The sequence below is a fragment of the Edaphobacter sp. genome (assembly GCF_035532915.1).
GTDB lineage: Bacteria > Acidobacteriota > Terriglobia > Terriglobales > Acidobacteriaceae > Edaphobacter.
Genome location: NZ_DATKQC010000249.1, coordinates 1 through 11,408 on the forward strand (window position 1 = coordinate 1; position 11,408 = coordinate 11,408).

Here is an 11,408-nt window from a genome sequence, read left to right on the forward strand (position 1 = left end):
CTTCTGCGCTATCTCACTGACCGCGAAGGCCAGATCGTGCCGCGCAAGGACATCCTCGAACAGGTTTGGCGGGTGCACGAAGATACCGACACCCGCGCCATCGACAATTTCATCGTGCGCCTGCGCCGTTACATCGAAGACGATCCGGGAAACCCACAGCATCTTCTTACGGTGCGTGGCATCGGCTATCGATTCATCGCCAATCCGTAACTATCGGGGCAGAGCGACATCGCGAGATATTGTTTTTTGCGCTTGACGTATTCCTATATAGGGATATTATTTACTTATGGCACGCGCCGCAACTACCACAGACGTCTTCAATGCAATCGCCGAGCCTCGACGGCGCGAGATCATCGCTGTACTTGTCGATGGCAGGGAACATGCCGTCGGCGAGGTCGTTTCGACACTTAGGCTGCCACAGCCCACCGTCTCCAAGCACCTAAGCGTGCTGCGCAAGGTTGGCATTGTGACGGTAAGTAAGCGCGGCCAGCTTCGTATGTACCGCCTGAACCCGAAGGAGTTGAAGCCCGTGCACGACTGGGTGAAGACGTATGAACGCTTCTGGACGCACCAGATCGACAAGGTCAAGGAACGGGCGGAGCAGAAGATGATGCAGCGCATCGTCCGCGAAAATCAATCCACCGAAAGAGAGGAGTAAGCACCATGGCAACAAAGCCGTCAGAACAAGGAATTCACACGCTCGAAATTATCAAACAGGAAGAGATTGCAGCTTCAATCGACATCGTCTTCGAGACTCTGCTGGAACAGATAGGTCCTTATAACGAGACGCCTGACGGGTCCCCGCTGGTCATGCATCTGGAGGCGTGGCCCGGCGGCCGCTGGTTCCGCGACCTCGGCAACAATGCCGGACACTTCTGGGGCACGGTGCAGGCCATCAAGCCGCCAACACTCATTGAGATGTGCGGGCCGCTGTTCATGTCGTTTCCTGCTATCAACAATGTGCAGTACCGGCTGTCGGAAGTAGAAGGACTAACGCGCGTGCAGTTCGTGCACCGCGCCATGGGACAGATTCCGGCTCAACTTCTCGACGGAGTCGAAATCAACAGAGGCTGGGGCAGCATGCTGACGAGGATTCGCGAGAATGCGGAACGGAAGAACGATACGCTACATGGAAGCCGCTAGATCTCTGATCTATCAGACCACCCGTCGATCAAGATGACACTAAGAAGTAAAATACCGCAAAGCTGAATTCGGATAAGCAGCCTCGATTTTTGATAGATGATGGGACATGCCATCCGAGCCTGCAAACCTGAAACGAAGCTGGAAGCGCCTGGACGGAGTAGACCTCCTCCGCGGCCTCGCAATCTTCTTTGTGCTGATGAACCATGTCAACATGCGATTGCTCGGGGCAAAGGTGCCGTACCTCAAGGGACTTCCCCTTCAGCTTATCTATTCCTTGGTTTGGAACGGCCAGTTCGGCGTTCAGATGTTTTTTGTAGTCTCGGGCTTTCTCATCACCTCGACGACGCTTCGCCGCTGGGGATCGCTGCCGGCGATCAGCGTGCCGGACTTCTACCGCCTGCGCTTCGCTCGCATTGGGCCGCTGCTGTTCCTGTTGCTGGCCATATTGAGTGGCCTGCACCTCGCGCATCTCAACGGCTTTGTCGTCCGGGCAAAGACTGGAGGCCTGGGACGAGCACTGTTTGCGGCGCTTACCTTCCACATTAATCTACTGGAAGCTCGACGCGGATATCTTCCGGGCGGATGGGACATCCTCTGGTCGCTCTCAGTTGAGGAGATGTTCTATCTCTTTTTCCCGCTAGTCTGTCGATTATTTGGCCGCGGCAAACTGCTCGTAGCGCTGCTGCTGGCTTTTGTCGTCCTCGGCCCCTTTGGCAGAACTGTACTCGCCCACGGCAATGGCGTGTGGAAGGAGTACTCCTATCTCGGAGGCATGGACGCGATTGCCCTCGGCTGCCTGACGGCGCTGGTAGTTTCGCGAATGCACTTCTCGCGGGTACAGCTATGGATGCTTGGCAGCTCGGGCGCAATATTACTTATCTTCAGCCTCTGCTTTTCCATCCGAGCCTATATCTGGGGTCTTGGCCGCAACGGGCTCAACATGACGATTTTGGCGCTTGGGACCTGTATGCTCGTCGCGGTGGCGGCAGAGACACAGTGGAGGAGCCCGCGCGTCCTCAGTCCGCTCCTCAAGCTGGGACAGCGCAGCTATGAGGTTTATCTGACCCATATCTTCGTGGTCTTCGCTCTGTTCGGCTTGTTTATCAAAGCAGGCAAGCCCATGCGAAGCATACCGGCACTGTTCATCGCCGTCATCGTGATCGCTGGACTGCTGGGAGAGATCGTGGCTCGCTTGTTCTCCGATCCAATGAATCGCCTCCTCCGCAGGCGATTTGGTGACAGCTCCGACAAGCTCGGCTCTGTCCTTGAGGCCGGTAGCAGGACTCAAAACGAGGGCGGCATCGCAGTGTAGCTCACGAGTTCTCCATTTTGCCGGTCTTCTGCTCCCCTGCATGGCTGCGCACACGATAAACTCGATCCAGGCAACTATCTGTCCATGCGCATCTTCACCCGGTACATTCTCCGCGAGGTCACCTCTTACGCTCTGCTGGGCGGGACGCTCTTCACTTTCGTGCTCTTTATGCGCGATCTCGGCAAGATCCTTGAGTTGGTGGTTCGCGAATCGGCCTCCGTTGGCCAGGTCGTCCAGGTCTTTGCCTACACACTGCCGAGCGCCATCACCTACACCATTCCGATGGCGGTGCTGGTCGGCATCCTCCTTGGCCTCAGCCGCCTGGCCTCCGACAGCGAGATTACCGCGATGCGCGCCAGCGGCATGGGAGCAATGAGCTTTGTGCGTATCGTCTCCATCGTGGCCGTCGCGGCGCTGGGATTGGGACTGTTCAATTCTCTTTATCTCGGGCCGCGTTCGGCTGCCGGTCTGCTGCGGTTGGGAGATACCTTAAAGTCTTCGCAGGCCTCCTTCGAGGTGCAGCCGAGGGTCTTCTACGAAGATTTCCGCAACTATGTCCTCTATATCCAGAATGTGAAGCCCGCCGCCGGGGCTGCGCTCTGGGACCATGTCTTTCTTGCCGATCTCACACAGCCGGCCACGCCGCACATCACGACAGCCGAACGCGCTATCGTCGTGGCCGGAACCCCCGGCACCGCGGACGCCCAGACGATTCGCCTGCACCTGATCGACGGCGGCCAGCATGAGACTACGGCGGGGAATCCGAACCAGTACAACATCATCACGTTCGCCTCAACGGACATTCCTATCGAGACGGAAGCGCCACCCGATACTCACCTGGGCCGCGTCGATACACCGATCCTTGCCCTTCCTCTAGGTGAGCTTTGGCATCGCAGCAGTCAGGCCGGCGTGCCCACGACGCTTGCGCGCAGCTACCGCATTGAGTTCCACAAGCGGTTTTCCTATCCCTTTGCCTGCCTGGTGTTGATGCTGGTCGGTGTGCCGCTCGGCCTCTCTTCCAAGCGCGGCGGAAAATCGACTGGCTTCGTGCTCACGATCCTGCTGGTCTTCATCTACTATTTCCTGTCGTCGGTGGGCGTGGCCTTCGCGAAAAATGGGAGGCTCTCGCCCTTCCTTGGAGTGTGGGGAGCCAATTTCATCTTCACAGCAGCAGGTATTGTCCTGCTCTACCAGATGTCCCGGGGAAGCCTTGCGCTCGGCATCTTCTCGAACGTTGGCAGTTCAATCAATAAGCTCTACGCGCGGCTGATTTCGCGCGGCGGAAGCGAGAGCGTCGCCAGCAATCTCACCCCGGATATCGCAACCACGCTGCGCCGGTTTCGCCGCACCTTCCGCATTCAATTTCCGCTGTTGCTCGACGACTACGTCATGCGCGAGTATGCCGCCAACTTCGCCCTGATCCTTTCGAGCTTCTCGGCGCTTTCCATCATCTTCACCTTCTTTGAGCTGATTGGTGACATCTTCCGCAACCACACTCCTCTCTTTATTGTGGGCGAGTATCTGCTGAATCTCATTCCCTTCATCCTCTACAACGTCACTCCGCTCTGCGCGCTGGTGGCTGTACTGGTCACCTTTGGGGCGCTGAGCCGAAGCTCCGAGATCACGGCGATGAAGGCTACCGGCATCAGCCTCTACCGCATCATTACGCCAGTGCTGATCGTGACGATGATGATCTCCGCGGGTCTGTTCGCCTTCGACGAGCTGTACCTGCCTGCGGCCAATCGCCGCCAGGAAGCGTTGCTCTCGGTCATCAAGGACAAACCCGCCCAGACCTTTTTGCGGCCAGACCGCAAATGGATTTCAGGGCAGACGATGGGCTCAGGCGAGCCCTCGCGTATCTTCTACTACCAGTTCTTCGACGCGGACAAGAACGTCTTCGCCAACCTGAGTGTCTTCGAGTTCGAGCCCCATTCCTTTGCGCTGCAGCGACGCATCTTCGCCTCCAGCGCGCGATGGGACTCTCGCGTGAACCGCTGGGTCTTCGACGATGGCTGGCAGCGCACCTTTGCCGGAGAGACGGTCGCATCCTATCAACCCTTTACCGTGGCCACCTTCCCTGAGATTCGCGAGCGTCCCGGCTACTTCAAAAAAGAAAATATCCCGTCGCAGGAGATGTCTTACGGTGAGCTTTCGCGCTATATCTCCGACCTGAAGCAGAGCGGCTTTGATACGACGCGGCTTAGCGTGCAACTGAACCGTAAAATCGCCTATCCGCTCATCACATTGATTATGGCTATCCTGGCTATTCCCTTCTCGCTCTCCATGGGAAAAAAAGGAAGTCTCACCGGGGTTGCGATCGCCATCGTGCTGGCCATCGCTTATCTTGGCACGGACGGCCTTTTCACCGCTCTGGGCAATGTCAACACGCTGCCGCCCCTGTTGGCGGCGTGGTCGCCTGACCTTCTCTTCGGCATTGCAGGCACTTATCTGCTGCTTCGCAGCTCGACTTAATCGAACTGTCACGACAAATAACACCATCTGCGATAGCATTAGCCACATCAGCCCAGCAGAATGAACGCACCAATTTTAAGAAGGACGCAGCGCCATACCTGTGCGACGCCATGCCGCAAACTCTGTCCGTAGCCATCATCACGCTCAACGAAGAGGCCAACCTTGGCCGAACCCTCGCCAGCGTTCAATTTGCCGACGAAGTCATTGTTCTGGACTCCGGCTCGACGGACAGAACCCTTGAAATTGCTCGATCGTTCAAGAATACGAAGGTGTTCTCCGAGGAGTGGAAGGGATTCGCCTCGCAGAAAAACTCTGCAATCGAGAAGTGTTCAGGAACTTGGGTGCTCTCGCTCGATGCCGACGAAGAACTCTCTCCCGAGCTACAGACCGAGATCCGCGTTCTATTGATTAGGGAGCCTCGCGCCGATGCCTACATGCTTCGTCGCCGCAATCTATTCCTCAATCGCTGGATGCGACATGGCGGCTACTACCCTGACACCAAGCTTCGCCTCTTTCGCCACCATGCCGCGAACTTCGCGCCGGGTAAGCGATTTACGGAGCGCCCCGTCCACGAAACGATTGCCTTCGACGGTGAGCTCGACACTCTTCGCCACGATCTTATCCATCATGCCTATCCCACCATCGAGAGCTACATCGAGCACATGGACCGGTATAGCACCCTGGGCGCGCAGATTGTGATCGAGAAGGGAAAGACGAGCCGCTCCTGGATAGCGTTCTACTGGAACATCGTGGCTGTCCCCGGCTTCACCTTTGTCTGGAACTATATCTTCCGGGGCGGCATCCTCGATGGCCGCGAGGGTCTGCTAATGCATCTCTACCACTCCACCTATGCCAGTTGGAAGTACTCCAAGGCCTGGCAGACCACACGGAAGGACTGACGCTCGCCCGCCAATGCCGCGTATACTTACGCCTCAATGGAGCGTTCTGCGCCAATTCGTGTCCTGGTAGCCAAGCCTGGCCTTGACGGGCATGACCGCGGCGCAAAAATCATCGCCCGTGCCCTTCGCGATGCCGGCATGGAAGTGATCTACACCGGCCTGCGGCAGACGCCGGAGATGATCGTCACCGCCGCCATCCAGGAAGACGTGGATTGCATCGGCCTCTCCATCCTCTCGGGCGCGCACAACGTCATCGTTCCGCGCATCACTGCGTTGCTGCGCGAACAGGGAGCTGAAGACATCCTAGTTGTCCTCGGGGGCACCATACCCGATCAGGACGCGGAGGGGCTGCGAAAAAGCGGCGTCTCGGCCATCTTCGGACCAGGAACGCCGCTTGAAACGACTGTCGAATTTATTCGCAACAACGTTAAGCCGCGCGGACTGCTTACCAGGGCAGGCTTTCACCCATGTGGAAGTAGCCGCCCGTAGGCCCGTCTTCCGGCAGGGTGGCCAGCTGAACTGAAGTCTTGACTCCGTCTTCAATTTCGAGCATGGCGCCTTCGCCGCCCATCTCTGTCTTCACCCAGCCGGGATGCGCCGAATTCACCTTGATCTTCGTATTCGCAAGCTCGTGGGCGAGATGAATGGTGAAGGCATTGAGCGCAGCCTTGGAGGCGTTATAGGCAAACGTCTTGGCATCGTAGACGTACGATCCCTTGGTCGCATGCAGCGTCAGCGAGCCGAGGATGCTCGACAGGTTCACAATGCGGCCAGCCTTGCTCTTGCGCAAAAGCGGCAGCAATTCCTGGGTCAAGCTCACCACGGCAAAGAAATTAGTGTCGAAGGTCTTCCGTAGAACATCTTCAGACGTGGTGCTGGTCTCATTCGGCCCGCGATTGTCCAGAAAGATCCCCGCATTATTGACCAGGATGTCTAGCACCCCGAAGTCCTTTTCGATGGACTTGGCGGCCGCAGCATAGTCCGCTGGATTGTTCACATCCAGCTTGATCGCCCTGGCGTCGATGCCTTCCTTCTTCAGAGTGGCCGCTGTCGCCTCGCTCTTCGCCAGATCTCGGGCAGCTACCAAAACCGTAATGCCCTGTTGGCCCAGCTTTCGCGCTGTGTCCAGCCCAAGGCCCCTGTTCGCGCCGGTAATCAGCGCAACCTTTTTCGCTTCAACACTCATCGAGATGTCCTCACTGTGTTCCCTGATTGGGATTCACTTATGAGATGAGATGCGCGGCGAAACGTTCCGCATATTTCTTTGGAAGAGCCTGTTTTTTCATATCGGCACCCACCACAACATGCACCGTCTCCCCTTCACAGAGCAACACGCCATCGGCTGCACGCACGATTTTGTAGCCAAAGCGGATCACCGCTCCCCGAGCTGCAATCAATTGCGTCTGCACAATCAACTCGTCGTCATATCGCGCTGGCAGCCTATACCGCAGTCGCGCATCAACGACCGCGATCCCGCAGCCTTCTTCACGCTCCATCGACTTGTAATCCAAGCCCAGCTGACGGATGAACTCTACCCGCCCTACCTCAAACCAGATCAGGTAGTTCGCGTGATAGACCACCCCCATCTGGTCCGTCTCCGCGTAGCGCACACGCACGCGGGTCTCGCCAACGGAGGGATTCTCTGCCATAGCTTTTGTCATCTTTACAGTTTACTGAAGGCTGCTCCGCTACTTTCCCCAAATGGGCTTACGCTTCTCCAGAAACGACGCGATGCCTTCGCGAAAGTCATGCGTGGTTCGGGTTTCGGCATGCGCCGCCAATGCATGTCCAATCGCCGTATCGAGCCACGCCTTGTTCTGCACGGCCAACAGCCGCTTGGTAGCGGCCATCGATTCGGGGCTGTTCGACTTCAGGCATCGCGCAAGCTCATAGGTGCGCGCATGCAGCTCCTCCGGATGCACCACGACCTCATCCACCAATCCGAGCCGGTGAGCCTCCTCAGCGGAGAAGAGCCTGCCTGTCAGCAGCAAATCTCGTGCCCTCTTATCGCCAATCTGCAACGTCAAAAATGCCGCCACCAACGCCGGAACGAAGCCAATCTTGACCTCGGTATACCCAAACTTCGCACCGTGTACGGCCAGCGTAAAGTCGCAGATCGTCGCCAACCCAGCGCCACCGGCAATCGCCGCGCCATGCACCGACGCAATCGTCGGCTTCGGCAGCTCATACATCATGCGGAAGAGTCGCGCCACACGCGCTGCGTCCTCCGTATGCTTCGCCGCAGGCCTATCGCTCATCTCCTGCAGCGAACTCAGGTCGAGCCCCGCGCAAAAGGCTGGGCCCGCGCCAGCAAGCACGATCACGCGACAACTCCCCGTGGCAGCCTCCGCGAGCGCAGCCAACAACTCCTCCTGCATCTGTGGAGTCATCGCATTGCGCCGCTCCGGCCTGTTCAACGTAATCGCCCGAACGCCATTTTCTTCCGCAACCAGAATTGTCTCGTAGCTCATAAACCCCTCACTGGACCCGCGCCCCAAATTTACGTGAAATCTCCGCACTCGCAGCAAGTAAACCATCCAAAGGACGCATCTGCGGCAACTCTGCGCCCAGAGCCTTCAACTCCTCTAACACCATCTCGGTCGGAAGATTCCCCACCAACGCATCCTGCGCAAACGGACAGCCGCCCAATCCTCCAATCGCTGCATCGAACCGCCTGCATCCAGCGCTATACGCCGCCCGCACCAACTCTCGCCCACCTTCATATCGGGCATGCAGGTGGACACCAACTTCCACTTCATCGTGAACGGCCATCACATCGGCAACTACATCCGCCACCTGCTTCGGAGTCGCCAGACCTACCGTATCCGCCAGCGAGATCTGCCGCACGCCGCTGTCGATCAGCAGATCGCAAGCGGCAACCACCTCATCAATGTCCCAGGGCTCTCCATAAGGATTGCCGAAGGCCATCGAGATATACGCCACCACATCCAGGCCTGCCTTATACGCCAGCGTTCCCACCTGCTCCAGCGCATCGAGCGACTCCTCCAGCGTCTGGTTCTGGTTGCGCTGCAAAAATCCTGGCGAGATCGAATAAGGAAACCCAAGCGTCTGCACGCTCCCCGTCTTGATCGCCCGCTCCGCACCCTTGGCGTTGACGACGATGCCGATAATCTCCACATCATCGGGCGGATCAAGATACTCCAATACTTTCTCGGAGTCCGCCATCTGCGGCACCGCCGCCGCCGAAACAAAGCTCACCGCATCGATATGCTTGAATCCGGTAGCAATCAACACGCGCAGATAGTCAGCCTTCACCTCCGGCGCCATATGCACCGGCAGTCCCTGCCACGCATCCCGCGGACATTCGATAATCTTCACCAAATTGCTCATAACTAAGTCTTTCATGTCTGCAGAACCCCGGGATTGAACTTAGCCACCTCAGGATTCAAACTAGCCGCCTCCAACGCCGTCATCAACACCTCGCGCGTCGAAGCCGGATCGATAATCGCATCAATCCATAATCTTGCAGCACCATATCTCGGATCGGCCTGTGCATCATACGTCGCCTTGATCTCGTCAAACAGAGCCTTCCTGTCCGCATCCGTCAATACTTTCCCGCCGCGCTCCATCTGCTTCACCCTTACCTCAACCAGAGTATTGGCCGCCGAAGCCCCGCTCATCACCGCATACCGTGCCGTAGGCCACGCAAACAGGAATCGCGGGTCATATGCCTTGCCGCACATCGCATAATGCCCTGCGCCAAAGCTGCCGCCGACGATCACCGTGATCTTCGGCACCACGCTTGTGCTCACAGCCGAGACCATCTTCGCCCCCGCACGAATGATGCCGCTCCACTCCGCGTCCTTGCCCACCATGAAGCCATTCACATCATGCAGGAAGATCAGCGGGATGAGGCTCTGGTTACAATCCATGATGAACCGCGCCGCCTTCTGCGCGCTCTCTGTGTAGATGACGCCGCCAAACTCCGTCCGCTTGCTGCCGTCAAGCGCCGTCTGCTGCTGGTGTACCTTCTGGTTGGCGACAATCCCCACCGCTCGGCCACCGATGCGCGCATATCCACATAGCACTGTCCGGCCAAACTCCGCCTTGTATTCATCGAACTCGCTGCAATCTACGATCCGCGCAATGACCTCGCGCATGTCGTACACATTCGTCGCAGCCTTGGCCGGATCAGGATCAATCAACCCGTACAAATCCTCAGCCGCATACTTAGGCGCGTCTTTGGCAGCGTCATACTCCACAACGCTGAACGGGGCCTTCGCAGGCGAGCCAAGCTTGCCCACCAGAGAGCGCAAACGAGCAATGCACAAATGATCATTCGGCTCCTTGAAGTCCACCGTTCCCGAGATCTCCGAGTGCATCGAAGCGCCTCCCAGTTCCTCCGCGCCGGTCTTCTGTCCAATCGCCGCCTGCACCAGCGACGGCCCCGCCAGAAACAGCCCCGAGCCCTCGGTCATCAGCACCGTATCGGTCATCACCGGCAGATACGCGCCCCCGGCTACGCACATCCCCATAATCGCCGTAATCTGCGGCACCCCCAGCGAACTCATCACCGCGTTGTTGCGGAAGACCCGGCCAAAGTCGTCCGTATCGGGGAAGACATCCTCCTGCAAGGGCAGGAAGACACCGGCAGAGTCCACCAAGTACAACGTGGGAATGCGGTTCTCCAGCGCAATCGTCTGAGCGCGCAGCACCTTCTTCGCCGTCATAGGAAAGAACGCGCCCGCCTTCACCGTCGCATCATTGGCAACGATCATGCACAGCCGTCCACTCACCCGGCCCAGCCCGGTCACTACTCCCGCCGCGGGAGCGCCGCCGTACTCCTCATACATTCCATGCGCAGCCCACAGCCCTAGCTCCAGCAATTCCGTTCTTTCGTCCAGCAGGAGCTTCAGCCGCTCGCGCACCGTAAGCCGTCCCTTGGCATGTTGCGCCTCCGTCGGCTTAACCCCGCCACCGAGCCGAATCGCATCCTGTTCCGTTCGGAGCGCCCCAAGCAGCGTGAGCAATGCCGTCCGATTCGCCGCAAAACGAGTGGCCTTCATATCAAGCTTTGTGGCTAACGCATTTTCAAACTTCAATTCATCCGCCATCACACCATCCATAAAAACTCGTCAATATAGCACGATACAGTGTCATACTGGCCGCATGGAACAGAGTCCAGATCCCAAAATGAGCAAGAGAAATTTTCCTATCTCTTCGCGAATGGGAAAATATAAAGACGGATGGCTTCCTGCTAGAGGTCTCGTTTACTCAGTCGAATGGATAGATCCTTCTAGAAACGATTTCGGACACTATAACGTCGTCTATTCATACAGCGTGAATAACGAAAGATACACAGGGGACTTTAGGGATTACAGGTCTCCCACAGATGATTATCTTCATCGAAATGACGTCTTTGATATTCAATACAATCCCGAGCGCCCAGAACGAAGTTACTATCCTCTTGTTCAATCTGCCGCCAATCGGCGACTTACATTCATTTCGATTGGTGTAGTTATTGCAGCAGTAGTAATGCTAGTTCTCTATTTCGACGGTAGCTTTAAATAATATTAAGAACACAATAGCTTTCTATGCCCCTCACTTCCCAACCCGACGAC

Annotated in this window: 12 protein-coding genes; 7 read left to right on the top strand and 5 right to left on the bottom strand. The window is 57.3% G+C overall.

Going from position 1 to position 11,408, the window contains the following annotated elements; all coding sequences use genetic code 11:
* The 7 genes from VMU57_RS12020 to VMU57_RS12050 all read left to right on the top strand — a co-directional run.
* The coding region (locus VMU57_RS12020) for a helix-turn-helix domain-containing protein (RefSeq protein ID WP_325383696.1) at nucleotides 1-210 on the top strand (210 nt) is incomplete at its 5' end.
* A gap of 76 nt (nucleotides 211-286) precedes the next feature.
* A complete protein-coding gene (locus VMU57_RS12025; RefSeq protein WP_325383698.1) occupies nucleotides 287-658 on the top strand; it encodes a metalloregulator ArsR/SmtB family transcription factor in 372 nt (123 codons plus the stop codon).
* 5 nt (nucleotides 659-663) lie between these two features.
* Nucleotides 664-1,143, top strand: coding sequence for an SRPBCC domain-containing protein (locus VMU57_RS12030; RefSeq protein WP_325383700.1), 480 nt, complete (start codon nucleotides 664-666; stop codon nucleotides 1,141-1,143).
* A gap of 106 nt (nucleotides 1,144-1,249) precedes the next feature.
* Nucleotides 1,250-2,455, top strand: a complete 1,206-nt coding sequence (locus tag VMU57_RS12035) for an acyltransferase (RefSeq protein WP_325383702.1) — start codon at nucleotides 1,250-1,252, stop codon at nucleotides 2,453-2,455.
* 84 nt (nucleotides 2,456-2,539) lie between these two features.
* Nucleotides 2,540-4,927 (top strand): LptF/LptG family permease, encoded by a 2,388-nt coding sequence (locus VMU57_RS12040; protein WP_325383704.1) that lies wholly within the window; start codon nucleotides 2,540-2,542, stop codon nucleotides 4,925-4,927.
* A 110-nt stretch (nucleotides 4,928-5,037) separates the two neighbouring features.
* The gene (locus VMU57_RS12045) at nucleotides 5,038-5,826 is read left to right on the top strand and encodes a glycosyltransferase family 2 protein (protein ID WP_325383706.1); all 789 of its coding nucleotides are present in this window, start codon (nucleotides 5,038-5,040) and stop codon (nucleotides 5,824-5,826) included.
* 36 nt (nucleotides 5,827-5,862) lie between these two features.
* On the top strand, nucleotides 5,863-6,315 hold the full coding sequence (locus tag VMU57_RS12050) for a cobalamin B12-binding domain-containing protein (protein WP_325383708.1): 453 nt from the start codon (nucleotides 5,863-5,865) through the stop codon (nucleotides 6,313-6,315).
* Here the strand turns inward: VMU57_RS12050 and VMU57_RS12055 are convergent.
* Genes VMU57_RS12055 through VMU57_RS12075 form a run of 5 tightly spaced genes read right to left on the bottom strand, consistent with a single transcriptional unit; the run spans nucleotide 6,272 to nucleotide 10,901 of the window.
* Nucleotides 6,272-7,012 carry an SDR family oxidoreductase gene (locus VMU57_RS12055; protein WP_325383710.1) on the bottom strand — a complete coding sequence of 247 codons (741 nt, stop codon included), beginning with the start codon at nucleotides 7,010-7,012 and terminating at the stop codon, nucleotides 6,272-6,274. The genes VMU57_RS12050 and VMU57_RS12055 overlap by 44 nt on opposite strands.
* Before the next feature lie 37 nt (nucleotides 7,013-7,049).
* The gene (locus tag VMU57_RS12060; protein WP_325383712.1) at nucleotides 7,050-7,475 is read right to left on the bottom strand and encodes a thioesterase family protein; all 426 of its coding nucleotides are present in this window, start codon (nucleotides 7,473-7,475) and stop codon (nucleotides 7,050-7,052) included.
* Between the two features lie 39 nt (nucleotides 7,476-7,514).
* A complete protein-coding gene (locus VMU57_RS12065) occupies nucleotides 7,515-8,297 on the bottom strand; it encodes an enoyl-CoA hydratase/isomerase family protein (protein WP_325383714.1) in 783 nt (260 codons plus the stop codon).
* Between the two features lie 7 nt (nucleotides 8,298-8,304).
* A complete protein-coding gene (locus tag VMU57_RS12070) occupies nucleotides 8,305-9,165 on the bottom strand; it encodes a hydroxymethylglutaryl-CoA lyase (RefSeq protein ID WP_325383716.1) in 861 nt (286 codons plus the stop codon).
* A 23-nt stretch (nucleotides 9,166-9,188) separates the two neighbouring features.
* On the bottom strand, nucleotides 9,189-10,901 hold the full coding sequence (locus tag VMU57_RS12075) for an acyl-CoA carboxylase subunit beta (RefSeq protein ID WP_325383718.1): 1,713 nt from the start codon (nucleotides 10,899-10,901) through the stop codon (nucleotides 9,189-9,191).
* Nucleotides 10,902-11,408 lie beyond the last annotated feature (507 nt).